The 24,372-nt window shown below is 73.4% G+C and carries 18 protein-coding genes; 11 read left to right on the plus strand and 7 right to left on the minus strand.

Going from position 1 to position 24,372, the window contains the following annotated elements:
- The first annotated feature begins 89 nt into the window (after positions 1-89).
- Positions 90-1,610: an MFS transporter gene (locus ACFV04_RS09085; RefSeq protein WP_380347273.1), complete on the plus strand. Its 1,521-nt coding sequence runs from the start codon at positions 90-92 to the stop codon at positions 1,608-1,610.
- 44 nt (positions 1,611-1,654) lie between these two features.
- Here ACFV04_RS09085 and ACFV04_RS09090 read toward each other — a convergent pair whose 3' ends face one another.
- Positions 1,655-2,191: a GNAT family N-acetyltransferase gene (locus ACFV04_RS09090; RefSeq protein WP_360257143.1), complete on the minus strand. Its 537-nt coding sequence runs from the start codon at positions 2,189-2,191 to the stop codon at positions 1,655-1,657.
- A gap of 183 nt (positions 2,192-2,374) precedes the next feature.
- Here ACFV04_RS09090 and thpR point away from each other — a divergent pair, with 183 nt between their 5' ends.
- Entirely contained in the window at positions 2,375-2,965 is a 591-nt protein-coding gene (gene thpR, locus ACFV04_RS09095) for an RNA 2',3'-cyclic phosphodiesterase (protein WP_380527834.1), read from the plus strand.
- Between the two features lie 337 nt (positions 2,966-3,302).
- Here the strand turns inward: thpR and serC are convergent, their stop codons facing one another.
- Together serC and ACFV04_RS09105 are read right to left on the minus strand one after the other, a co-directional pair.
- Positions 3,303-4,421 carry a phosphoserine transaminase gene (gene serC / locus ACFV04_RS09100; protein ID WP_380527836.1) on the minus strand — a complete coding sequence of 373 codons (1,119 nt, stop codon included), beginning with the start codon at positions 4,419-4,421 and terminating at the stop codon, positions 3,303-3,305.
- 150 nt (positions 4,422-4,571) lie between these two features.
- Positions 4,572-5,672, minus strand: coding sequence for a citrate synthase 2 (locus ACFV04_RS09105; protein WP_360257136.1), 1,101 nt, complete (start codon positions 5,670-5,672; stop codon positions 4,572-4,574).
- A 418-nt stretch (positions 5,673-6,090) separates the two neighbouring features.
- Here ACFV04_RS09105 and pdxH point away from each other — a divergent pair, with 418 nt between their 5' ends.
- The 7 genes from pdxH (at position 6,091) to ACFV04_RS09140 (ending at position 16,409) form a co-directional block, all read left to right on the plus strand.
- The gene (gene pdxH / locus ACFV04_RS09110; protein ID WP_380344687.1) at positions 6,091-6,723 is read left to right on the plus strand and encodes a pyridoxamine 5'-phosphate oxidase; all 633 of its coding nucleotides are present in this window, start codon (positions 6,091-6,093) and stop codon (positions 6,721-6,723) included.
- Positions 6,724-6,822: 99 nt separating this feature from the next.
- Complete coding sequence (locus ACFV04_RS09115; protein ID WP_380344676.1) at positions 6,823-7,026, plus strand: hypothetical protein; 204 nt, start codon at positions 6,823-6,825, stop codon at positions 7,024-7,026.
- A 116-nt stretch (positions 7,027-7,142) separates the two neighbouring features.
- The gene (locus ACFV04_RS09120; protein ID WP_380527838.1) at positions 7,143-8,477 is read left to right on the plus strand and encodes a TIR-like protein FxsC; all 1,335 of its coding nucleotides are present in this window, start codon (positions 7,143-7,145) and stop codon (positions 8,475-8,477) included.
- Positions 8,474-12,406, plus strand: a complete 3,933-nt coding sequence (fxsT, locus tag ACFV04_RS09125; protein WP_380527841.1) for an FxSxx-COOH system tetratricopeptide repeat protein — start codon at positions 8,474-8,476, stop codon at positions 12,404-12,406. Before ACFV04_RS09120 ends, fxsT (ACFV04_RS09125) begins: the two co-directional genes overlap by 4 nt.
- A gap of 486 nt (positions 12,407-12,892) precedes the next feature.
- Positions 12,893-13,078 (plus strand): FxSxx-COOH cyclophane-containing RiPP peptide, encoded by a 186-nt coding sequence (fxsA, locus tag ACFV04_RS09130; RefSeq protein ID WP_380344668.1) that lies wholly within the window; start codon positions 12,893-12,895, stop codon positions 13,076-13,078.
- Positions 13,079-13,133: 55 nt separating this feature from the next.
- The gene (locus ACFV04_RS09135) at positions 13,134-15,602 is read left to right on the plus strand and encodes an FxsB family cyclophane-forming radical SAM/SPASM peptide maturase (RefSeq protein WP_380527902.1); all 2,469 of its coding nucleotides are present in this window, start codon (positions 13,134-13,136) and stop codon (positions 15,600-15,602) included.
- An 18-nt stretch (positions 15,603-15,620) separates the two neighbouring features.
- The gene (locus ACFV04_RS09140) at positions 15,621-16,409 is read left to right on the plus strand and encodes an aminoglycoside N(3)-acetyltransferase (protein WP_380344665.1); all 789 of its coding nucleotides are present in this window, start codon (positions 15,621-15,623) and stop codon (positions 16,407-16,409) included.
- 153 nt (positions 16,410-16,562) lie between these two features.
- Here the strand turns inward: ACFV04_RS09140 and ACFV04_RS09145 are convergent, their stop codons facing one another.
- The 4 genes from ACFV04_RS09145 to ACFV04_RS09160 form a co-directional block, all read right to left on the minus strand.
- Positions 16,563-17,123, minus strand: coding sequence for a GNAT family N-acetyltransferase (locus ACFV04_RS09145; protein WP_380344662.1), 561 nt, complete (start codon positions 17,121-17,123; stop codon positions 16,563-16,565).
- Between the two features lie 143 nt (positions 17,124-17,266).
- The gene (locus ACFV04_RS09150; protein ID WP_380344659.1) at positions 17,267-17,437 is read right to left on the minus strand and encodes a hypothetical protein; all 171 of its coding nucleotides are present in this window, start codon (positions 17,435-17,437) and stop codon (positions 17,267-17,269) included.
- Between the two features lie 82 nt (positions 17,438-17,519).
- Positions 17,520-18,182 carry a DUF4097 family beta strand repeat-containing protein gene (locus tag ACFV04_RS09155; RefSeq protein WP_380344656.1) on the minus strand — a complete coding sequence of 221 codons (663 nt, stop codon included), beginning with the start codon at positions 18,180-18,182 and terminating at the stop codon, positions 17,520-17,522.
- Positions 18,183-18,415: 233 nt separating this feature from the next.
- Positions 18,416-18,610, minus strand: coding sequence for a DUF397 domain-containing protein (locus ACFV04_RS09160; RefSeq protein WP_380344653.1), 195 nt, complete (start codon positions 18,608-18,610; stop codon positions 18,416-18,418).
- A 198-nt stretch (positions 18,611-18,808) separates the two neighbouring features.
- Between ACFV04_RS09160 and ACFV04_RS09165 the strand changes: the two genes are divergently transcribed.
- The gene (locus ACFV04_RS09165) at positions 18,809-20,335 is read left to right on the plus strand and encodes a TIR-like protein FxsC (protein ID WP_380344650.1); all 1,527 of its coding nucleotides are present in this window, start codon (positions 18,809-18,811) and stop codon (positions 20,333-20,335) included.
- Positions 20,332-24,339 (plus strand): FxSxx-COOH system tetratricopeptide repeat protein, encoded by a 4,008-nt coding sequence (gene fxsT / locus ACFV04_RS09170; protein WP_380344647.1) that lies wholly within the window; start codon positions 20,332-20,334, stop codon positions 24,337-24,339. The genes ACFV04_RS09165 and fxsT (ACFV04_RS09170) overlap by 4 nt, the downstream gene beginning before the upstream one ends.
- Positions 24,340-24,372 lie beyond the last annotated feature (33 nt).

Raw genomic sequence — 24,372 nt, forward strand, 5'->3', positions numbered from 1 at the left:
TGTTTCTTATATTTTATTTTTACCTCAACAGCTCCTGGTGCTGCGCGCGCCCCTCCCGGGCGCCCCCCCCGCCGCGAGGGGAGACCACAGTGACACCGCCGGCCGCAGCCAGCGCCGCCGCCATCCGTACCGACGACCCGACCAACGACCCCGCCGCGGACCGCGCCGGGGCCGCCGACGCCCAGGCACCCGCCCCCACGGGGCTGCCCGGCAGCGGCGACGACGACCCCGACGAACGCACCGCGGCGGACTCCGCCGCTCAGGGCCGGACCCACCCGGCCGCATCCCCGACAGGCGCCCGCTTCACCAGGCCCGGGGGGATGTTCTCCTCCCTGCGTGTTCGCAACTACCGCTACTACTTCGCCGGCCAGGTGGTGTCCAACACCGGTACCTGGATGCAGCGGATCGCCCAGGACTGGCTGGTGCTGAGCCTCACCGGCAGCCCGCTCGCGGTCGGCATCACCACCGCCATGCAGTTCCTGCCGATGCTGCTGCTCGGCCTCTTCGGCGGCGTGCTCGCCGACCGGATGCCCAAGCGCCGGCTACTGATCTACACCCAGGGCGCGATGGGCCTGCTGGCCGCGGGACTCGCCGTGCTGACCGTCGGCGGCGTGGTGACGCCCTACTACGTGTACGCCTTCGCCCTGCTGCTCGGCCTGGTCACCGTGGTGGACAACCCGACCCGGCAGGCCTTCGTCTCCGAGATGGTCGGGCCCAAGGACCTCGCCAACGCGGTCAGCCTGAACGCCGCCAACTTCCAGACCGCCCGCCTGGTCGGCCCCGCCGTCGCGGGCCTGCTGATCGCCGCGGTCGGCAGCGGCTGGGCCTTCGCGGTCAACGCGCTGTCCTTCGTGGCCGTGATCGGCGGACTGCTCGCGATGCGGGAGGGCGAACTGCGCCCGACCGAGCCGATCGCCCGCGAGAAGGGGCAGCTGCGCGAGGGCCTGCGGTACGTGAAGGAGCGGCCCGAACTGCTCTGGCCGATGGTGCTGGCCGGTTTCATCGGGACCTTCGGCTTCAACTTCCCGACGCTGCTCGCCGGATTCGCCCACGACACGTTCAAGGTCGGTGCCGGCCAGTACGGCCTGCTGAACACCGCGATGGCGGTCGGCTCGCTGGCCGGCGCGCTGCTCGCCGCCCGCCGGGGCGCGCCGAGGCTGCGCCGGCTCGTCGTCGCGGCGCTGGCCTTCGGCGCGCTGGAGGTGACCGCCGCCTTCGCACCCGGCTACTGGACCTTCGCGCTGCTGCTGACGCTGATCGGGGTCTTCGGGCTGAGCTTCAACACCTCGGTCAACTCGATGCTGCAGCTGGCCACCGACCCCGCGATGCGCGGCCGGGTGATGGGCCTGCTGGTGCTGGTCTTCACCGGCGGCACGCCGATCGGCGCCCCGGTCGTCGGCTGGGTGACCGCCTCGTACGGGCCCCGGACCGGCCTGCTGGCCTGCGGACTGGTGTCCGCGCTGGCCGCCGCCGTGGTCGGCCTGGTGCTGGCCCGCAGCGCGGACCTGCGGGTGCGCTTCGACCTGCACCCGGGCCGCGGCGGCCGCGTGGTCGCCGTCGTGCCGCGCACCGCGCCGACGCGCAAGTCCCAGCTGGCCGCAGCCTGCTGACGTGACGTCGAACCCCCCGGGCCCGCCCCGGGGGGTTCCCGACGTCAGAGCCGGATGGCGAGGACCTGGCCGGGCCAGACGCCGCCCGGCTGCTCGACCTCGAAGCCCTCGGTCTCGGTGAAGCCGAGCGCCCGGTACTGGGCGACGAGCTTGCGGTCGGCGCCGCCGTAGCAGTCGACCCGCAGCAGGCCGATGCCGCGCCGCCGGGCCTCCTCGACCGCGTCGGCGATCAGCGCGGCGCCGATGCCCGAGCCCTTGCGGGTGCGGTCCGTGACCAGGTTGCGGACGAACAGCTCGCGCTCGTCCACGGCCGGGACGTACGAGCCGCACTCCTCGGACAGCACGCAGGAGCCGACCGTACGGCCCCCGCCGTCCACGGCGAGGCGGATCAGGAACGGCTCGCGGCCGTACCGCTCGACGTGCTCGACCCGCTCGGGCGTGGTGCTGAACGGCTGGTCGCCCCACTGGCCGGTGCGGTCCCGGCCGGCCAGCCAGGCCACGGCGCCGTCGAGCAGGGCGAGGATGTCCGGGACGTCCTCGGGGCCTCCGGTGCGGATCTTCAAGCTGCTGGAATCGATCACGGACCCGTTCTAGCCCAATGCCGCGCGGGTGGGAAGACGGCGCTGCCGGGGACCGCCCCCGCAGGGGCGGAGCGGTCGCCGGGGCCGTAGGGGGCGGAGCGGCGGCAGGGGTCGCAGGAGCCGTAGGAGCCCCTCGAGGCCGCCGGGGTCCGCACCGGGCGCTCCGCGCGGGAGGATGGGCCCATGAGGCTCTTCGTGGCGGTGCTCCCGCCGGCCGAGGCGTTGCAGGGGCTGTCCGACGCGGTCGCGCCGGTGCGCGGGCTGCCCGGGGCGGACCGGCTGCGCTGGACCACCGTCGCCGGCTGGCACCTCACCCTGGCCTTCCTCGGTGCGGTCCCCGCCGAGCGGCTGCCCGAGCTGGAGGAGGCCCTGGCCGCCGTCGCCGGGGTGCACCCGGCGCACCGGCTGCGCATCGCGGGCGCCGGGCGGTTCGGCGACCGGGTGCTGTGGGCCGGCGTCGAGGGGCGGACCCGGGAGCTGCGCCGGCTGGCCGAGGCCGTCGCCGAGGCCACCGCCGAGGTGGTCGGGGAACCGGCCGACACCTTCGCCTTCCACCCGCACCTCACCCTCGCCCGGGCCGGCTCCACCCGCGGCCACCGGCGCGCCGTCCAACGGGTCGCGGCGGCCGAGCTGGAAGGCCTGGCGGCGGCGCTGGCGGACTACCGGGGGCCGGAGTGGGAGGCCGCCGAGCTGCACCTGATGAAGAGCGACCTGGACGGCGGCTTCGCGCACTACGAGTCACTGGGATCCTGGGCGCTGGCCGACCGGGACTGAGCCCCCGGGCGCCCTCGCCGTCCGGCGGCGCGGACGGCGGAGGTACTCTCGTTGACCGTGGATCCCAAGACTCGTATGCGCATCGTCTCCGGCACGCTGGTGCTGCTGCTGATCGTCGTGCTGTTCAGCTCACTCGCCGGTCGCTGAGGCCGCCCGGCGGGCACGCCTGCCGGGCGCGGTTGCCGGGGTCGGCCGCCGGGGCCGTATGCCGGGGTCGGCCGACGGGCCGGTGGCCGACGGCGGCCCCTGCCCGGTCCGGGCCCGGCCCCGCCCCGAACGGCCGTGAGGGCCACCACCCCGGGTGGGTGGTGGCCCTCACGCATGCCTCAGCGGGTGCTCAGAGCTGCTCGACCACGTAGTCGATGCAGTGGGTGAGCGCCTCGACGTCCGCCGGGTCGATCGCCGGGAACATCGCGATGCGCAGCTGGTTGCGGCCCAGCTTGCGGTACGGCTCGGTGTCCACGATGCCGTTGGCACGCAGTGCCTTGGCGACCGCGGCGGCGTCCACCGACTCGTCGAAGTCGATGGTGCCGACCACCTGGGAGCGCTCGGCCGGGTTCGCCACGAACGGGGTGGCGAAGGAGGACTTCTCGGCCCAGCCGTACAGCCGGGACGAGGAGTCGGCCGTCCGGGCGACGGCCCAGTCCAGCCCGCCGTTGCCGTTCAGCCACTCCAGCTGGTCGGCCAGCAGGAAGAGCGTGGAGATCGACGGGGTGTTGTACGTCTGGTCCTTCGACGAGTTGTCGATGGCCGTCGGCAGCGAGAAGAACGGCGGAACGTAGCGGCCGGAGGAGGCGATCTCGGCGGCGCGCTCCAGGGCGGCCGGGGAGAAGGTGGCCAGCCACAGGCCGCCCTCGGAGGCGAAGGACTTCTGCGGGGCGAAGTAGTAGACGTCCGTCTCGGTGATGTCCACCGGCAGGCCGCCGGCGCCCGAGGTGGCGTCCACCAGGACCAGCGAGCCCTCGTCCGCGCCCACCGGGCGCCTGATCGGCATCGCGACGCCGGTCGAGGTCTCGTTGTGGGTGAGTCCGTAGACGTCCACGCCGGCCTCGGCGACCGGCAGCGGGTGGGTGCCCGGGGCGGACTTGATCACGCTCGGCTCGCCGAGCCACGGCGCGGCCTTGACCGAGGAGCCGAACTTCGAGGAGAACTCGCCGAAGTCCAGGTGCTGGGACTTCTCCCGGACCAGGCCGAAGGCGGCGATGTCCCAGAAGGCGGTGGAGCCGCCGTTGCCGAGCACCACCTGGTAGTCCTCGGGGAGCGAGAAGAGGCTGCTCACGCCCTCGCGCACGCGCTTGACCAGGTTCTTGACCGGGGCCTGGCGGTGGGAGGTGCCGAGCAGGGAGGTCTGGGTGGCGGCGAGGGCACTCAGGGCCTCGGGGCGCACCTTGGACGGTCCGCAGCCGAAACGGCCGTCTGCGGGCTTGATGTCAGCGGGGATCCGGATCTGAGCCACGCGCGCAGCCTACCGGCCGGGCACCGGGCGGGGGTACGGTCGTCCGCCCGCTGAGACTGTGATCTTGGCTGCTCGGAGACGCCGACAGCGGGCCCGGTCGAGACCGGACCCGCTGCTCAGAGGCACTGTTCGGACGTACGTCCGGTGCGGTCAGTGACCGATGGCGTCCCAGCCCTCGATCGCCTCGGGGCGGCGCGGGCCGGGGCCGATGTAGCGCGCGGAGGGGCGCACGAGCCGGCCCGTGCGCTTCTGCTCCAGGATGTGCGCCGACCAGCCGGCGGTGCGGGCGCAGGTGAACATCGACGTGAACATGTGGGCCGGAACCTCGGCGAAGTCCAGCATGATCGCGGCCCAGAACTCGACGTTGGTGGCCAGCACGCGGTCGGGGCGGCGGTTGTGCAGCTCCTCCAGCGCGGCCTTCTCCAGCGCCTCGGCGACCTCGAAGCGCGGCGCGCCGAGCTCCTTGGCCGTGCGGCGCAGCACGCGGGCGCGCGGGTCCTCGGCGCGGTAGACGCGGTGGCCGAAGCCCATCAGGCGCTCGCCCTTGTCCAGGGCGTTCTTGACCCACGCGGTGGCGTCGCCGGTGCGCTCGATCTCCTCGATCATGCCGAGCACGCGGGAGGGCGCGCCGCCGTGCAGCGGGCCGGACATCGCGCCGACCGCACCGGACAGGGCGGCCGCCACGTCCGCGCCGGTGGACGCGATGACCCGGGCGGTGAACGTGGAGGCGTTCATGCCGTGCTCGGCGGCCGAGGTCCAGTAGGCGTCGACGGCCTTGACGTGCTTCGGGTCCGGCTCGCCCCGCCAGCGGATCATGAACCGCTCGACGACCGTCTCGGCCTTGTCGATCTCGCTCTGCGGGACCATCGGCAGGCCCTGGCCGCGGGCGGACTGGGCGACGTAGGACAGGGCCATCACGGCGGCGCGGGCGAGGTCGTCGCGCGCCTGCTCGGCGGAGATGTCCAGCAGCGGCTTGAGGCCCCAGACCGGGGCGAGCATGGCGAGGGCGGACTGCACGTCGACCCGGATGTCACCGGAGTGCACCGGGATCGGGAACGGCTCGGCGGCCGGCAGCCCGGGGTTGAACTTGCCGTCGACCAGCAGGCCCCAGACGTGGCCGAAGGAGACGTTGCCGACCAGGTCGTCGATGTCGACACCGCGGTACCGCAGGGCGCCGCCTTCACGGTCGGGCTCGGCGATCTCGCTCTCGAACGCGACGACTCCCTCAAGCCCGGGTACGAAATCGGACATGCGACGGCTCCTTCAGTTCTGTGATCGGCGCTCCGCCGTGGTGGGGCGGCGCGCCAGTGACCGAATCGTGGTTGGCACTGGGTGCCAGAGTGACAGGCACGGGGTGCATTGCGCCATACACCACCGTGGTGATGTTCGCCCCGTGCCCGCTTGACTTTTCCGTCGAGGGTCGGTCGTGCCCGGGAGAAAACACGGAACCAGGCACCCGGTTCCGGACAATTCCCCGTACGACGGTCGGCCAAGCGGTGGCGAGTCACCTTATCTCCCACCGCGGTTTGTCCGGAGGTAGCGGTGCCGGCCGCTTGTCGTACGGGATGATGTTGGCGTGCAGACCCCGGAACGCGCCCAGTCGACGCCCCCGAGCCCCGCCACCCGGACCCCGTCCGGCGCGGCCCGCCCCGGCCCGGACCCCACCGTGATGCGCGAGCACTACGTCCACGAGGGCCTGGTCGAGGAACAGCTCGCGCCCGACCCGATCGGCCAGTTCACCCACTGGTTCCACGACGCGGACGACGCCGGAGTGACCGAACCCAACGCGATGGTGCTCTCCACCGCCGACGCCGACGGCCGGCCCAACTCGCGCACCGTCCTGCTCAAGGGCTACGACGCGCGCGGCTTCGTGTTCTTCACCAACTACGGCTCCCGCAAAGGCTCCGAACTCGCCGCCAACCCGCACGCCGCGCTGCTCTTCCCGTGGATCGCGCTCGCCCGCCAGATCATCGTCCAGGGCCGGGTGGAGAAGGTCGGCCGGGACGAGACCGCCGCCTACTTCCGCACCCGCCCGCACGGCTCCCAACTGGGCGCCTGGGCCAGCGAGCAGTCCAGCCCCGTCGACGGGCGCGAGGTCCTCGAACGGCGCTACGCCGAACTGGAACGCCGCTACCCGGAGGGCGAGGGCGTGCCCGTCCCGCCGTTCTGGGGCGGGTACCGGGTGATCCCGGAGACCGTCGAGTTCTGGCAGGGGCGCGAGAACCGCCTGCACGACCGGCTCCGCTACCTCGCCGACCCGACGAGCCCGACGGGGTGGCGGGTGGAGCGGCTCTGCCCGTGATCGCCGGGGGTCGGCGCGCCGTACGCCGGATGACTCCGGCGCACGCGGGTAGGTAGGTGGGGCCCGATCCACCCGTCTCCGAAGGGGCTCGGACTTCAGATGCGTGAGGCCGCGATCACCGGATCCGATGCCGCTGTCGAACTCCCGTCCGCCGAACCGGATCCCGACCGCTCCGGACCCTCGCTCGACGAGCTCCTGGCCCGCTGCACGCCCGAGGCCGTCGGACGGCTGATGCGCCGGGTCGGCCTCGTCGGCGAAGGCCCCGGCACCGCGTCGGTGATGCGGTTCCAGTCCGCCATCTGACCGGTCGGACCCTTGCCGTCACCGGCCGTCGGGCCGGATGCGCCGCCTCCGCCACGGCTTTCCCCAACCCCCGGTACGGTAGCCACGTCGGCCGACCGGGGGGTGCCGTGGAGCCCTTGTTCTTCTTCAGTTACGCGCGGCGGGACCACCTCGCCGGCGGTGCCTTCGTCGATCAGTTCTTCCACGACCTCAAGGACGAACTCGCCCGGATCGAGCCCACGGTCGGCGCCGCCGAACTCGGCTACCGCGACACCGAATGGCTGCGCGTCGGCGACGACTGGGAGCGACAGCTCTCCGGAATGCTCGCCTCCTGCCGCAGCATGGTGGCGCTGTACTCCCCGGCCTACTTCGAGAGCCCGTACTGCGGCAAGGAGTGGACGGCCTTCCACGAACGGGTCGGTCGGCACCGGGAGTTGACCGGGGAGGTGGTTCCGGCGCTGATCCCGGTGCTGTGGGAGCCGCCGTCGCAGGAGCTGCCCGCCGAAGTGCGGCGGATCCAGTACGTCCAGCACGACATGGGCGAGGACTACGCCGCCGGAGGGCTGCACGCACTGCTGCGCGCGGCGCCGTACGGGCCGGACTACCTGAGGGTGGTCCGGGTCATCGCCGAGCGGGTGCGCGAAGCCGTGGTGCGGCCGGTCACGGCGCTGACAGCGCTGGACCTCGGCGCGGTGGAGGGCTGCTTCCCGCTGCCCGCCGCCGACCCGGCGCCGACCCGGACCGGCCTGGTCCGGCTGTTCGTGGCGGCAGACCGGGCGCGGCCGGGTGCCCCCGCGCCGCAGGGGCCGTACCGCGGCGGCTGGTACGGCCCGCAGCCCTGGGACTGGGCGCCCTACCACCCGCCGAGGATGCCCTCGCTGGTCGCGCGCGCCCAGCAGGTGATCACCGGGGCCGGCCACATCACGACCCTGGACGAGGTCGGGCCCGGCCTCGTCGCCGACCTGGACCAGGCCCGGGAGAACAACCAGGTCAGCCTGCTGCTGGTGGACCCGTGGACGGCGGGGCGGGAGCCGTACCGGCAGGCACTGCGCGAGTACGACGGCCAGAACCACCCGGTCACCGGAGTGCTGGTGCCCGCCGGCACCGACGACCCGCCCGAGGGGCCGGCCCGCGCGCACCTGTGGGGCGGGGTGCGCGCGGTGTTCCCGCGCAACTGGTTGCACCGTTCGGGACCCGAGCCGCTCTTTCGGGTGCACGTCACCCGGGAACGCTTCGAGAGTGAACTCCTCAGAGCCGTGACCGTGGCGCAGAACCGCCTGTTGGACGAGGAGGACGTCACCGATCCGGTTGCCGCCCGCGCGTCGTTCGGGCTCGGTACGGAGGCGGCGGGCATACCTGGACTGACCATCCCGGCCTGGCCGCCGTCGGAAGCGGAGGACCTGCCGCCCCGGCCGAGCCGGCCGCCCGGAACCGCTTCCGACCACCCGCGTGAAGGAGACCCGCAGCGATGACCGCCGACCAGGCCGTACTGGCAGACGCCGGAACCGCCGCCCCGCCGGCGACCGGCTCGGTCGTCACGTTCTACTCCTTCAAGGGCGGCACCGGCCGGACCATGGCCCTGGCCAACCTCGGCTGGATCCTGGCCAGCCAGGGACTGCGCGTCCTGGTGGTCGACTGGGACCTCGAAGCCCCGGGCCTGCACCGGTACTACCACCCGCTGCTGATCGACCCCGAACTGCGGGACACCCCGGGCCTGATCGACCTGCTGCGCGCCTACGTCGACCAGGCGCTGCCCCGCTCCGGTGACGCCCCCGCCGCCGGGCCGAGGGAGTGGCTCACCGTGCCCGGCCGACTCGACGGCTACCTGTGCGGCCTCGCCCTCGACCTGCCGTCCGACGGCCGACTCGACCTGATGCCGGCGGGGCGGCAGAACGGGGCCTACTCGGCGGCCGTCACCAGTTTCAACTGGCGGAGCTTCTACACCCGGGCGGACGTCCGGGGAGCGGAGTTCCTGACGACGCTGCGGGAACAATGGATCGGCTCGTACGACTACGTGCTGATCGACAGTCGAACCGGGGTGAGCGACACCTCGGGCATCTGCACCGTACTGATGCCCGACAGCGTCGTCGACTGCTTCACCCTCGGTGCCCAGAGCATCCGCGGCGGCGTCGACGCGGCCCGCGCCATCGCCGAGGCCGACATCCGGGAGATCCGGGTGCTCCCGGTGCCGATGCGGGTCGAGGAGACGGAGCGAGCCGGGCTCGCCGCCGGTCGCGACCTCGCCCACGAGGCCTTCGCGCCGTACCTGGACCGCTGGCTCGGGTCGGCACGCCGGGACGCGTACTGGCGGGACGTGGAGGTGCCCTACAAGCCCTTCTACGCCTACGAGGAGGTGCCGGCGACGGTCGTCGACCGGCCCGGGCAGGACCGCAGCCTGCTCGGCGCCTTCGAACGGCTCGCGGACTGGCTCACCGAAGGGCGCGTGCGGGAGCTCGCGCCCGTCCCGGACCGGGTCCGCCGTCGGCTCTACGCCGCCTATCTGCGGCCCGGGCGGGCCAGGTCCCGCCGGGTGCAGGTGAGTTACGCCCCCGGGGACCGGCCCTGGGCGGAGTGGGCAGCCGCCGCCATGGCCGGATTCGGCTACCTGGCCTCCCTGCACAGCGCGGCCACGCCGCTGGACGACGCCGGCGCACTCCCGGAGGCCGACGGGCCCGCCGAGGGCGACGGACGGGTGCTGGCACTGCTGTCGCCCGAGTACCTGGCGCTGCCCCGGGCGGGCGAGTTGTGGCGCCGGCTCCGTGCGGGGGAGGACGGCGCGCTGCTGGCGGTGTCGGTGACGGCGGAGCCGCTCGACGGGGACCACGGGGAACCGTTCGACGGCGGACCGGTCGCGGTCGGGACGGCGGTCCGACTCGCGGGCTGCCCCGCCGAGCAGGCGGAGTCCCGACTGTTCGAGCTGATCGGTCCGCCACCCGGCGCCGGGCGCTGGGTCGGGGCGGAGGAGGAGCCCGCCCCGCCGCCCGCCCGCTACCCCGACGGCCGCCCGCCGGTGCACACGCTGCCACCGCGCGACCCGGCCTTCACCGGCCGCGGCCGACTGCTCGATCGCCTGCGGGACGGCTTCACGGCTCCCGGTCAGGCCCGCTCCGTCCAGGTGCTGTACGGCATGGGCGGAGTGGGCAAGTCGCAGACCGCCGCCGAGTACGCCCACCGCTTCGCGGCCGCGTACGACGTCGTGTGCTGGATCCGGGCCGAGGAACCGGCCGGCGTCCCGCAGCAGCTCGCCGACCTCGCCACCAAGCTCGGGCTGACCGTCGACGACGACGTCCAGCGGGCCGCCGCCGACCTGCTGCGCCACCTCGACCGGGCCCAACCGGGCCGGCCCTGGCTCCTGGTCTACGACAACGCCGAAGACCCGGACCGGCTGGCCCGCTGGCTGCCCGCGGGAACGGCCGACGGGCACGTGCTGGTGACCTCGCGCAACCGGCGCTGGGCACGGCACCCCGGCCGCGCGGAGGTCGCGGTCTTCGACCGGGCCGAGAGCGTGCAGCTGATGCGGCAGTTCAACCCGGCGATGCGGCCGGCCGACGCCGACCGCATCGCCGAACTGCTCGGCGACCTCCCGCTCGCCGTCGGCCAGGCCGCGCGGTGGCTGCAGGAGACACCGATGCCGGCCGCCACGTACCTGCGCATGCTGGGCGAGGCCCTCACCGAGGTGCTGGACCGACCGGTTCCCGGCGAGTTCTCCACCGCCACTGCCGCCACTGCCGCCACGGCCCGGATCGCCGGCGCCGACCTGCGCCGGATCAACGCCCCGGCGATGCGACTGCTGGAACTGTGCGGCTTCCTGGGGCCGGACGCCATCCCCGTCGACCTGTTCTACTGCGAACCGGCCGTTCGGGCGATCAGGCCGCCGCAGGGCGAGGACGAGCGGATGGCGATCGGGGAGATCCTGCGCACCGTCAACCAGTACGGCCTGGTCCGCTACGACGCCGAGGGGGGCGGGACGCTCGGGGTGCACCGGATCGTCCAGGCGCTGCTGCGCGACCAGGTGGCCGCGGCCGACCGGCCGGCCGTCCGGGCCGCCGTGCACGGGGCGTTGGCGGCGGTCGGCACCGGAGCCCCGGAGAAGCCGGCGGACTGGCCCGGGTTCGCGGCGCTGCTGCCGCACCTGGAGCCGTCCGGGGCGGTGGAGAGCACCGATCCGCAGGTGCGGCGCTGGATCACCGACACGGTCCGCTACCAGCGCCACCGCGGGCTGCTGGACGCCGCGCGTGAGCTGGCCGAGCAGGCGCTCGCGCACTGGCCCGACGAGGAAACGGCGGCGCTGCTGATGCGGGTCGAGCTCGGCAACGTGCTGCGGCTGCAGGGCGCCGCGCAGGAGGCGCACCGGATCGACCGGGAGGCGTGGGAACGACTGACCGAACTGCTCGGCCCCGACCACGAGAACACCATCGCCGCAGCCGGCGGACTCGGTGGCGACCTGCGCCAACTCGGCCGCTACACCGAGGCGCAGGCGCTCGACCGGCAGACGCTGGAAGCCGCCGAGCGCGTCCTCGGACCGAACCACCTCCGCACCATGATGATCCTCAACAACCTGGCCCTCTCCGACTTCCTGGCCGGCGACCTCGGCAGCGCCGTCGAACGGCACTCGACCGCCCTGGCCCGCCAGCGGGCGGAGCTCGGTGCCGACGCCCTGAACACCCTCGGCTCCGAACTCAACCGGGCCCGCGCCCTGCGGGAGGCCGGCCGGTACGAGGAGTCCCGGGCGGTGTTCGCGGACGTCGTCGAGCGCTCCCGCGCGAGCCTCGGCGAGGACCACGACAGCACCTGCCGGGGCCTTCGCCACCTCGGCGGCGTCCTGCTGCGGCTCGGCCGGTACGAGGAGGCACGGGCGGCCGACGAGGAGGCGTACCGCAGGCTGCTGGCCCGGCACGGGGCCGACCACCCGGAGACCGCCGCCGCCGCCGGGAACCTCGCCGCCGACCTCGCCGCGCTGGGCCGGACCGGGCGGGCGGTCGAGCTGGCCCGGGCGGTGGTCGAGTACCACCGCAGCCACCTCGGCGAGGAGTACCCGACCACCCTGCTCGCCGCCGGGAACCTCGCGGTGCTGCTGCGGCGGGACGGCCGTACGGAGGAGGCCGTGGAACTGTCCGGGCGGGTGCTGGAGGGGCTGCGGGCGCACCTGGGAGAGCAGCACCGGTATGTCGGGGCGGCGCTGCTGAACCACGCCAACTCGCTGCTGGCGGTGGGTGATCCGGACGGCGCCCGGGAGCTCGACGAGCAGGCGGCGGCGGTGCTGGCGCGGACGCTGGGACCGGACCACCCGGACACCCGGGGGGCGTTCGGCAATCTGGCGCTGAGCCGGGCCGGCCGTGACGCCGGTGTGTCCGGCGCTGCCGGGCGGGTGGACATCTTCGTGGAGGCGCCGCCGGTGTGATCACTGATCCGTGAACGGCCCGTGCGCCGGTCGGAGTTCGCCCGTCGTGCCGGGCGGCCACGGCCCGGTGTGTCCGAGGCGGTCGACCGCCCGGTGGACGGCGTTGCGGTTCCCGTTGTCGCCTTTCGCCGAGGAGTCGGATCGTCCCGTCCGTGGAACCGGGCGGGTCGGGCGCCGCGGCTGAGCGCACTGGGCCGTTCGGAGTCGCCGGGTACCGCACCGCCTCGCCCGCGTTCGGGAGCGGGCGCGAAAAGGCTCGAACACCTGCCCCTGCCAACGCGCTTCGGCGTGCGCCATGGCGAAGTGCGCGACCGCTGAACGGGTGAATTATTGGGGCTCTGCGCGCCGTGGTACGGCGTCGACCGGGTGGGCAGCCCAACTTGAGGAGGCAAGGTGCCGCGCGGAGACCGCGCTGGCACTACATTGGTCGCAACCGGGTGGCCTACCCGCACTCGGCAGGTCCTAACCGCGTCTAAGGAAACGAATATGACTCCGGTAACCAGCACCAGGCCCGCCGGCAACCTCACTGACACTCAGGAGGCGCCGGAACGCCCGTACCTCGCCGAACTCGCCGCCCTGGGCGCGGAAGAACTCGCCGCCCGGCTGCGCCGAGCCCTCCCAGGCACGGGATCCGGCGTCGTGCCGGTCGCGGCCTTCAACTCGTCGATCTGACCCGGCCCCGAACACCGAACGGATCCCAGGCCCAGTCGAACCCGCCACACCCATGATGACGCGAATTCCGGTGCCACTGACGCAATTCGTGGTCAAGATGCACAGCCGGTGCGATCTCGCCTGCGACCACTGCTACGTCTACGAACACGCGGACAGCAGCTGGCGCACCCGCCCCAAGGTCATCGGGGACGAGATCCTGACCAGAGCCGCCGAGCGGATCGGCGAGCACGCGGCCGCCCACCGGTTGTCCGCCGTCCGGGTCGTCCTGCACGGGGGAGAACCCCTGCTCGCCGGCCCGGACCGGTTGCGCCACGCCGCCGAAGCACTCCGAGCGGCCCTCCCACCGGGCTGCGGCCTCGACCTGCGCATCCACACCAACGGCGTGCTGCTGAGCCGCACCTTCCTCACGCTGTTCGCGGAGCTGGACGTCAAGGTCGGCATCTCGCTGGACGGCGACCGCGTGTCCAACGACCGCCACCGGCGCTTCGCCGACGGACGCAGCAGCCACCCCCAGGTGCTGCGGGCGGTCGCGCTGCTGAACGAGCCCGAGTACCGCCGCCTGTTCGCCGGGCTGCTGTGCACCATCGACGTCGAGAACGACCCGGTGGCCGTGTACCGGGCACTGGCCGAACTCCGCCCCCCGGCAGTGGACTTCCTCCTTCCGCACGCCACCTGGGACGAGCCGCCGAAACGGCTCCTGGGCGGCGATCGGACTCCCTACGCCGACTGGCTGCTCACCGTCCACAGGCTGTGGGAAGCGGACCGGCGGCCGTTCGCCGTCCGTACCTTCGAATCCGTCCACCGCACCGTGCGCGGGTTCTCCAGCCTCACCGAATCGCTCGGGCTGGAACCCTCGGACCTGGCGGTCCTGGAGACGGACGGGACCTTCGAGCAGGCCGACAGTCTGAAGACCGCGTACGACGGGGCGCCCGCCACCGGGATGAACGTCTTCGCGCACAGCCTCGACGACCTCGCCCGACACCCCGGCATTGCCGCCCGCCAGTCCGGCCTGGCCGGGCTGAGCCCGACCTGCCGGGCCTGCCCCGTGGTGCGCTCCTGCGGTGGCGGGCTGTACGCGCACCGCTACCGGGCGGACACTGGCTTCGACAATCCCTCCGTCTACTGCGGTGACCTCATGACACTCATCAACGGCATTGCGGGCGAGCGCGGTTCGGCTGCCGTGCCCGCCGCCCCGACGATGTCGGCCGACCAGGCCGACCAGGCCGACCAGGCCGGCCAGGTCGACCAGACCGTTCCGGCCGTTCCGGCTCAGGGCGGTGAGTCGCTGCTGCCGACCGCGCTCACCGCTGCGCAACTGGACGAACTGGCCCGGGGGTACGGGAGCTCCGCCACGGTGGCCGCCCTCGCCCATGCGCAACTCTCCATCACCCGAGCCATGTTGGCCGCCGCCTGGGACGCCTCCGGGCAGGGGCGGGCCGAGGCGTGGGAGCTGCTGGCGGCGCTCGACGCCTCGGCTCCCGCAGCGGTGGACGCCGTCCTGGCCCATCCGTACGCCAGGGCCTGGGCCGCGCGGCGACTCGCGGGAGACCTCTCGGTGGGGCTCGGGGAGCTCGCCGCGCTGGCGGCCGCGGCGGCGGTGCGGGCCGGGCGGGGGGACACGGTCGCGGTGCCGGTGCGGGGCGGGTGGCTGCACCTTCCGACGCTGGGGCGCCTCGCGGTGCCGGACGGGGAAGCGGTGGTCACGGGGTCGCCCGAGGGCATCTCGGTGCGGGCGGCGGACGGGTCGGTGTTCACGGCCCTGGACCAGCCGCTGCGGCGGGTCCGGCTGGTCGGTGGCTGGACGGTCGCGCTGGAGGACCTCGACCCGCTGCGGGACAGCCACGACCACGCAGTGGCCGAGCGACTTCCGGACGGCGAACTCCTCGCGTGGACAGGTGCGTTGCGCGAGGCCTGGGAACTGCTCGGGCGCGACCTGCCCCGGTACGCGGAGGGCATCCCGGCCGGGCTGACGACGGTGACCCCGCTGCGGCCGGGGCCGGCGGGCCGGGACGTCAGTTCGGCGGCCCGGCAGGCCTTCGGCGCCGTCGGCATCGCCCGGCCGGCGACCGCGCCGACGCTGGCGCTGCTGCTGGCGCACGAGTTCCAGCACGTGAAGCTGGGGGCGGTGCTGGACCTGTTCGACCTCCACGACCGGGCCGACGACCGGCTGTACCTCGCACCCTGGCGGCCGGACCCGCGGCCCCTGGAGGGGCTGCTCCAGGGCACCTACGCGCACCTGGCGGTCACGGAGTACTGGGGCACGCGCACGGTCGCGTACGGCGGGCTTCCGGGCGAGGCCGCGGACCGGGCGCGGGCACAGTTCGCGCTCTGGCGGCGGTACACGGCAGAGGCGGTGGAACGGCTGGTCGAGTCGGGGGCGCTGACGGGGCTCGGAGTCCGGTTCGCCGAGGGGATGGGCGAGAGCGTCGCCCCCTGGCTCGCGGTGCCGCTGCCGGCGGCCGCCGAGCAGTCCGCCGACCGGATCCGGGAGGGGCGCGGCCACGCCCGTCCCGTCGAAGCCTGAGCCTGGTAGAACACAGTCATGCTCACCGAGACCGCCCTCACCGCAGGGCAGCTGGCCGAGGGATTCGTCGAACTCGGCGTCCGCCCGGGCGCGGTGCTCCAGGTGCAGGCGTCCCTGCGCTCCCTGGGGCCGGTGGTCGGCGGAGCCACCGGGGTGGTCGACGCCCTGCTCGACACCCTGGGCAGTGCCGGGACACTGGTCGCCTACACCGCCAACCCCGAGAACTCGGCCACCTCGCGAATCCACCGGACCGCCACCGCAGGACTGTCCCCGGCGGAGGTCGCCGTCTACCTCGACGGGATCCCGCCCTACGACCCGGCCACCACGCCCTGTTCCCCGACGATGGGGGCCCTCTCCGAGGCGATCCGCACCCGCCCCGGAGCCCTGCGCAGCAGCCACCCGCAGACCTCCTGGGCCGCCCTCGGCCGTCTGGCGCGCGAGATCACCGCCCACCACCCCCTCGGTTCCCACCTCGGCCCGGACACCCCTCTCGGCCGCCTGTACGACCTCGATGCGAAGGTCCTGATGCTCGGCGCCCCGATGGCGAAGTTCACCGCCTTCCACCTCGCCGACCTGCGGATGCCCGACGTCCCCATGCAGGAGTTCTGGTGCCGGGGCCCGGAGGGCTCGCTCACCTTCAAGGCGCCCTTTCTCGACGACCTCCACTTCGCCGACCTGGGCGCGCAGGTCCTCGCCGCCGCCACCGGCATTACCGCCGCCCGCATCGGCACCGCCGACTGCCTCCTGGTCCCGGTCCGGGAGGCCGTCGACCTCGCCGACCGCTTCCTCCGCCACGCCCGAGCCTGACCCGCTGCCCGCTCGCCCCGCCGGGTCCTCGGTCGTCGCCTCGGGAGCGGGCCGTCCCGGTCCGGTCCGCGGTGCGGGCCCGGCTCCGCTGCAGCGGTGCTGACGGAACGGCCGGCACCGGCACGCCGGCCGCACGCGGCCGTTCGCCGGTGCCTACCGGCGCTGCTCCCACACGGCCCGGGTGAGCTCGTACTCGACCTCGCCGTGCTCGGAACCGGGGATCGCGTCCGGCCAGTCCCCGGTGAAGTTCCGCAGGAACGACAGGCCGGACTTCTCCATCACACGCCGGGAACGGGCGTTCACGGTCATGGTGTTCGCGGTGACCCGGTCCACTCCGAGGTCGGTGAAGCCCTTGTCGATCAGGGCCAGTGATCCTTCGGTGGCGTAGCCCTTGCCCCAGGCGGCCTGATTCAGCCGGTACCCGAGCTCCACGACGGCGGGGCCGTGCTCGTCGAGGGGACGGAACTCGAACCAGCCGAGGAAGGCCCCGGTGGCCTTCTCCTCGGCGGCCCAGTAGCCGCGGGTGCCGAAGCACGGGTGGTCGTGGAGGAGGCGTGGCAGGACCCTCGTCCGGACCGTCTCCAGGCTGGCCGGCGCACCGCCGTTGATGAAGCGCATGACCTCGGGGTCGTCGTCCAGGGCGAAGAGGCGGTCGGTGTCGGCTTCGGTGAACGGGCGCAGCACGAGCCGTTCGGTCTCAAGGAAGACATGCATGCCGTGATCCTCTTCCTCCGCCACGGGGCGTGCCACCGGATATTCGGGCCGTGGGCCGTCCGGTGCGGCCGCGTCCCGTGCGGCGGTCGTCCGGGGGACGGGGTGGCGCGTCGGGAGCGGGGCGCGTGCCGGGGGCGTGCCGTTCAGGCGGCCGCGCGGGCGGGCGGGGCGGTGAGCCCGCGGACGGCGTCGATGACGGCGCGGACGTCCCGGCGGAGGATCTCGGCGTGGGTGCTCGCCGCCCTCGGGCCGACCTCGATGTCCGGGTGGCGGGCGAGCGCGGGGGCGAGGCCGGCGCGGATCCCCTCCGTCACCTCCGGGCCGCCGCCGAGGTCGCTCCTGGCCTTTCCACGATCTGCTGTTCCACGGGTCCTCCCGGGTGTCCGGGTGCGTCGGTCAGAGGCTGCGGGCGGTGATGTCGCCGTGGGAGGTGGTGGCGCGGATGTCGAGGGTGGGGGTGCCGTCGTTGCGCAGGGTGTTGTGGGTGCGGCCGTGGGCGGTGCCGGCGTCGAGGGTGGCCGAGATGCCGGTGGCGGCGCCGACGGTGATGTTCCCGGCCCGGGTGGTGAGGGTGAGGGTGCCGTGGTGGGCTTCGGTGACGTGGATGTCGCCGCGGGCGGTGGTGAGGTCGGCGGTGCCGGTGAGGCGCCCGATCCCGATGTCGCCGTCGGTGGCGGTGAGGTGCACGTTCGCGGCTTCGTCGATCTTGGTGTGGCGGTAGGCGCCGTCGAAGGCGAGGTCGCCGAGGCGGCCGACGACGCGCAGTTCGCAGGCGGCGGCGCGGCCCTCGACGCGGGAGCCGGCGGGCAGCCGGACGGTGACCTCGACGGAGCCGGCGCCGAGCAGGGCCTTGCCGCTCTCGGGGGCCTGGATCCGCAGGACGCCGTCGGCGTGGGTGACGGTGGTCTGCTCGGCGCTGCGCACGTCGCGGTTCTTGGCGGGGTCGGCGGGGCGGACCTCGACGACGGTGTCGGTGCGGTCGGCGGCGATCAGCCGGACGCGCCCGGCGGGGATGTCGAGGACGGCGGTGATCGGCGCGGCGGTGGCGAACTTCTGCATCGTGCTCTCCTTCGTTCCGCGGCGGGCGCTCCGTCGGCCCGCTGCTTTCTGACGATGGAAAAGCTACGTTGCGTTCGAGGATGCGGCAACGCTCCTGTTGCGCACAAACTGTATCACTGCAGGTAGTTGCCGTTAAATCGTTGCAGTGGATGTGAATCTAATGCAACGTCATGAGGATTGATCGTTGCAATGGGTCAACGGCGAACGCAATTGCCGGACCGATGGAGGTGTCGTCAGGCGACGAAGTGGTCGAACTCGCCGGCCTTGGCCCCGCGGACCCAGGCGAGGAACTTGGCGCGGGTGGTGGTGACGACGCGGTCCGGGTCGTTCGACTCGCGGATGCGGACGAGCTCGCCGTCGGACGCGATCTCGATGAAGTCGGCCCCGTCGTCGCTGAGGCTGGACCTCTGCCAGTCGAGGTGTTCCACGGGTGTCCCTTCCGGTGGTTCGCGGCGACCGGGACGAGGGTACTGCCCCGAGAGCACCGACGGCGGCATCGTTTCGGTCATGTCAATTCGTGCGAGTCGTTGTGCTATTCCATTGGGGTGTCAGTCGTTCCTACACTGAAGCCCCGCCGCACGGGGGCTGCGGGAGGCAGGTTGCCGACGGGCCCGGGGGAGGCGCGTGTGACTGACCGGGGCTGGGAAGACGACGACACCCGGCCGTACTTCTTCCTCTCCTACGCGCACACCCCGAAAGCCGGTGCGCGGGGCGCCGGCGACCCGAACCACTGGGTCCGCCAGCTGTACCGGGACCTGTGCGAGGCGGTGCTGCAACTCACCACCGTCCCGGACGGGGTGCCCGTGGGCTTCATGGACGAGTCCATGCACCAGGGCGAGTTGTGGGCCGACCGGCTGTCCGACGAACTGGCGTCCTGCCGCGTCTTCGTCCCGCTCTACTCGCCCCGGTACTTCAACAGCGTGCCGTGCGGGCAGGAATGGCACGCCTTCACCCGGCGCCCGGTCTACCCGGCGAACCTCGACTCCGAGCGCACCAGCGGCATCGTCCCCGTCCTGTGGGCGCCGATGAGCCGCTACCGGCTGCCCAAAGTGGCCGGCGAACTCCAGTTCAACCACGCGAGTTTCGGGCCCGACTACGCCACCGAGGGCCTGTACGCGCTGATGAAGCTCACCTACTTCCGCTCCGCGTACGAGCTGGCCGTGCACCGCCTGGCGGCCCGGATCGTGCAGGTCGCGGAGGAGACCGTGATCCCCATCGGGCGCCGGCTCGAATTCAACGGCCTCCCCAGCGCGTTCAACGTCACCGCGCCGACCAAGCAGCTGCGGATCTCCGTGCTCGCCTACCACCAGGGCGAGCTCCCCGAGGACCGCAGCCCCGACTACTACGGCGAGCGGCGCACCGACTGGCACCCGTACCGGCCCGTCGGTTCGCCGATCGCGCAGCACGCGGTCCGGCTGGCCCGGCAGCTGGGGTTCCAGCCGACCGTGCACGAGTTCGACGAGGAGGCCGAGTCGATCATCGAGGGCCACGCGGAGGCCCCCGGCCTGCTGCTGCTCGACCGGTGGGCGCTGCGCGACCCGCGCCGGCGTGAACTGGTGCGTCGCTTCGACCGGTCGGACTCCACCTGGGTGAGCGTCCTGGAGCCGTGGAACGCCGACGACCCGGAGTGCGAGGAAAGCGCGGGCGAGCTCGGCCAATTGAGCGACGACGCGCTGCGCATCACCCGGCGGGCCGGCCGCCCGAGCTTCCTCGGTGCGACCGGCCCGACCGGGCTGCACACCCTGGAGGACTTCGACGACGCACTGCCCCGGGCCGCGATGAAGGCCAAGTACGCCTTCGAGGGGCGCACCCGGGCCGAGCCGGAGGAACCGCCGCCGCCCCGGCCCAGCCTGCGGGAGGCGTTCCGGCGCGGCGGAGGCGGACCGGGCCCGGACGGATCCGGGCCGGACCCCTTCGAGTCCGAGGACGACCAGGACCAGGGCAACGGCCCCCACGGCAACGACGCCCACGGCAACGGCGCCACCGCCCGGGGCGCCGACCCCGGCGCCCGGGGCAACGGCGACGGCCGGGGCCCCCACGGCGACCGCACCGGCAACCGCAACGACCCGTACCGCGAGCACGACCCGTACCGCGACGACGGCGATGACCCCGATGACGGGATGGCGCCCCTGGGAGGACGAGGAAACCGATGACCGAGAACCGCACCAGGAACCTCCGCCTCGGCGGCCTCACCGCCGCCGACCTGACCGCCCAGCGCGAGGCCGAGCGGCAGACCGCGGCACAGGACCGCAACGGCCGGATCATCACCTTCTACTCGTACAAGGGCGGCACCGGCCGCACCATGGCCCTCGCCAACACCGCCTGGATCCTCGCGGCCAACGGCTTCCGGGTGCTCACCGTGGACTGGGACCTGGAGGCACCGGGCCTGGCCAAGTTCTTCCACCCCTTCCTCGATCCGGCCTCCCTCGCCGGAACCACCGGGATGATGGACCTGATCGCCGAGTACCGCGAGGAGGCGCTGCGCCCGGTCGAGCACGCCGAGGGCTGGCACCTGGACTTCGCCCGGGTGCACCCGCACGCGCTGTCGCTGTCCTGGCCGCACTTCCCGTCCACCGGCAGCCTGGACTTCCTCTCCGCGGGCCAGTTCAACCGGGACTACTCCGAGGCCGTCACCCACCTCGACTGGGACATCTTCTACGACCGCTTCGACGGCGGGCAGTTCTTCGACGCCCTCAAGGCCGACATGGCCAAGCGCTACGACTACGTGCTGATCGACTCCCGCACCGGCCTGTCCGACATCGCCGAGATCTGCACCGTCCAGATGCCCGACGACCTGGTGGTCTGCTTCACCCTGAGCGACCAGTCCATCGACGGCGCCTCCCGGATCGCCCAGCACATCCACGACCGCTACCGCGAGCGCGGCATCCGCATCCTGCCCGTCCCGATGCGCATCGACGAGGGCGAGAAGGAGAAGGCCGACGCCGGCCGCGCCCTCGCCAGGGTCCGCTTCGACGGCCTGCCCGCCGGCCTCAACGGCGAGGAACTCGCCCAGTACTGGGGTTCGGTGGAGATCCCGTACCGGCCGTTCTACGCCTACGAGGAGATCCTCGCGACCTTCGGCGACCAGACCGGCACCCCCACCTCGATGCTGGCCGCCTGCGAGCGGCTGACCTCCATGCTCACCGACGGCCGGGCCCCCGGGCTGCCACCGATGGACGAGACGGTCCGGCTGCGCTACGTGGACGCGTTCACCCGCCGCCGCCCGTCCGTGCCCGCCGACCTCTACCTCTCCTACGTCCCCGAGGACCGGATGTGGGCGGACTGGATCGAGTCCGTCCTCACCCGGGCCGGCTTCCGGGTGCTGCCCCGCGACCTCAGCGCCGGCACCGACCCGCGCGAGGAGACCGAGCGGGGCATCGACTCCGCGTTCCGGACGGTCGCCGTGCTCTCGCCCGCCTACCAGCGCTCCCCGCAGGCCCGGGCGCTGTGGGAGTCGGTGGTCAGCTCCGACCCCTCCGGCACCCGCCGCCAGCTGCTGCCCGTCCGGGTCGGCGACGTCCGGCTCACCGCGCCGTTCAGCAACCGCAACCCGGTCGACCTGGTCGGCCGCGACGAGACCCAGTCGGTCCTGAGCCTGCTGCGCGCGCTCGGCCGCGGCGACGTCCCGCTCGACGACGCGCCCAACGGCGGGCCGCGCTTCCCCGGCAGCAAGCCGTCGGTCTGGGACGTCCCGCCGCGCAACCCGTCCTTCACCGGCCGCTCCGCCGTCCTGGAGCAGCTGCGCAACCAGCTGCGCGGCGGCATGGCGGCCGTGCTGCCCACCCCGCAGACCCTGTACGGGCTCGGCGGCGTCGGCAAGACCCAGGTCGCGCTGGAGTACGCCCACCGCTTCATGTCCGACTACGACCTGGTCTGGTGGATCGACGCCGAACAGACCGAGCTGGTCGCCCCGGCACTCGCCGAACTCGCCCGCCGGCTGGGCCTGCGGGTCGGCGACTCGGTGACCGAGGCCGCCGAGGCCGCCCGGGAGGCGCTGCGCCGCGGCGTGCCCACCTCGCGCTGGCTGCTGATCTTCGACAACGCCGACGAGCCCGCCGAGATCCGCCGCTTCTTCCCCGGCGGATCCGGCCACATCCTGGTCACTTCCCGCAACCAGGCCTGGACCGGGCACGCCGAGGCGCTGGAGGTCGACGTCTTCACCCGCGGCGAGAGCGTCGAGCACCTGTGCCGGCGCGCCCGCAGCCTCTCCCGGCCCGACGCCGACCGGGTCGCCGAAGCCGTCGGCGACCTGCCGCTGGCCGTCGAGGTCGCCGCCGCCTGGCTGGACACCACCGGCACCCCGGTCGACACCTACGTCACCCAGCTGCACGCCGAGGCCGCCCGCGCCCTGGCCGTCGGCCGCCCCGCCGACTACCCGACCCCGGTCGCCGCGACCTGGAACGTCTCCATCGGCCGGCTGCGCCAGCAGTCCCCGGCGGCGGTGCGGCTGCTGCAGCTGTGCGCGTTCTTCGCACCCGAGCCGATCTCGATGAACCTCTTCTACAGCGACCAGATGATCCGGGCGCTGGTGAGGTACGACGCCGACCTCAGCGACAAGTTCATGCTGGGCAAGGTCATCCAGGCGATCGGCCGGTACGCGCTGGCCAAGGTCGACGCCGGCAGCAACAGCTTCCAGGTGCACCGCCTGGTCCAGGCGGTGATCCGGGCCGAGATGACCGCCGACGAGCAGGAGATCGCCGTCCACGAGGTGCACCGCATCCTCACCGGCGCCCGGCCCGTCCTCGGCGACACCGACGACCCGGCCAACTGGCCCGCGTTCGACGAGATCTGGCCGCACCTGTCGCCGTCCAAGGCGCACAACTGCGACGAGGCCGACACCCGGCAGCTGCTCATCGACCGGGTCCGCTACCTGTGGAAGCGCGGCGAACTCGACCGCGCCCGCGACCTCGGCCACGCCCTCGACGCGGAGTGGACCAGCAAGCTCGGCGAGGACGACCGGCAGACCCTGCTGCTGCGCTTCCAGCTCGCCAACGTCCTGCGCTCCCAGGGCAACTACGCCGAGGCCCTGGCCCTCGACGAGTCCACCCTGGAACGCCAGCGGGCCCTGCTCGGCGAGCACCACCCGTACACCCTGATGACGGCCGGCTCGCTCGGCGCCGACCGCCGGGCGCTCGGCCGCTTCCAGGCCGCGCTCGACCTCGACCGCGAGATCCTCGACCAGTTCCGCGAGCTGTTCGGCGACGACAACCCGCGCACCCTCTCCATGGCCAACAACCTGGCGATCGACTACCGGCTGGTCGGCGACAGCGAGGCCGCCCGCGAACTCGACCAGGAAACCCTCGACCGGCGCACCGCCGTCCTCGGCCCCAAGCACCCCTACACCCTGTCCACCAAGTCCAACCTGGCCCGCGACCTGCGCGAACTCGGCGACTACCGCGGCTCGGTGGACCTGCTGCAGGAGGTCACCTCCGACCTCGGCGACGTGCTCGACCCGGACCTGCCGGAGAACCTGCGCAACGCCAAGTCACTGGCCGTCTCGCTGCGCCGGATCGGCCAGCTCGCCGAGGCCCGCCGGATCACCAAGGAGACCTACGAGCGCTACCTGGAGCGGTACGGCGCCGACGCCCCCGACGCGCTCGCCTGCGCGCTCAACCTCGCCGCCGACCACAGCGCCTCCGGCGACAAGGAGGCCGCCCGCGACCTCTGCTCCACCGTCTTCGAGGGCCACCGCCGGCTCTTCGGCGACGAACACCCCTTCACCCTGGCCTGCGCCAACAACCTCGGCATCTACCTGCGCGGCAGCGGCGACGTCCAGGGCGCCATCGAACGCGGCCGGCTGACCGTCGAAGGGCTCACCCGCTCGGTCGGACCGGAGCACCCGTACACCCTCAACGCGATGATCAACCTGGCCAACGCCTACGGCGACGACGGACAGCCGGCGCTCGCCGAACAGCTCGGCCGGGCCGCCCACCAGGGCCTGTGCGAGCGCTACTCGGCGCAGCACCCGGACGCGGTGGCCTGCGAGGCCAACCTGGCGGTCACCCTGCGCGGCGCCGGCCGGCACACCCAGGCCGCCGAACTGCGCTCGCGCTCGATCGCCGAGCTGATCCGGCAGTTCGGTGAGGAACACCCCAACACGGTGTCGGCGCGGGGCTGGAAGCGGATCAACCGCGACCTGGAGCCGCAGCCGGTCTGACCGGGGAGGGGACGGGGACGGGCGGAGTACGCT

Source organism: Kitasatospora sp. NPDC059599 (genome assembly GCF_042735125.1).
Taxonomy (GTDB): Bacteria; Actinomycetota; Actinomycetes; order Streptomycetales; family Streptomycetaceae; genus Kitasatospora.

Coding starts and splice junctions, on each gene's coding strand:
- pdxH (WP_380344687.1), top strand. CDS start 6,091: ATGCGCGAGCACTACGTCCACGAGGGCCTGGTCGAGGAACAGCTCGCG.
- fxsT (WP_380344647.1), top strand. CDS start 20,332: ATGACCGAGAACCGCACCAGGAACCTCCGCCTCGGCGGCCTCACCGCC.
- ACFV04_RS09115 (WP_380344676.1), top strand. CDS start 6,823: ATGCGTGAGGCCGCGATCACCGGATCCGATGCCGCTGTCGAACTCCCG.
- fxsA (WP_380344668.1), top strand. CDS start 12,893: ATGACTCCGGTAACCAGCACCAGGCCCGCCGGCAACCTCACTGACACT.
- ACFV04_RS09135 (WP_380527902.1), top strand. CDS start 13,134: ATGACGCGAATTCCGGTGCCACTGACGCAATTCGTGGTCAAGATGCAC.
- ACFV04_RS09105 (WP_360257136.1), bottom strand. CDS start 5,672: ATGTCCGATTTCGTACCCGGGCTTGAGGGAGTCGTCGCGTTCGAGAGC.
- ACFV04_RS09145 (WP_380344662.1), bottom strand. CDS start 17,123: ATGCATGTCTTCCTTGAGACCGAACGGCTCGTGCTGCGCCCGTTCACC.
- thpR (WP_380527834.1), top strand. CDS start 2,375: ATGAGGCTCTTCGTGGCGGTGCTCCCGCCGGCCGAGGCGTTGCAGGGG.
- ACFV04_RS09155 (WP_380344656.1), bottom strand. CDS start 18,182: ATGCAGAAGTTCGCCACCGCCGCGCCGATCACCGCCGTCCTCGACATC.
- ACFV04_RS09140 (WP_380344665.1), top strand. CDS start 15,621: ATGCTCACCGAGACCGCCCTCACCGCAGGGCAGCTGGCCGAGGGATTC.
- fxsT (WP_380527841.1), top strand. CDS start 8,474: ATGACCGCCGACCAGGCCGTACTGGCAGACGCCGGAACCGCCGCCCCG.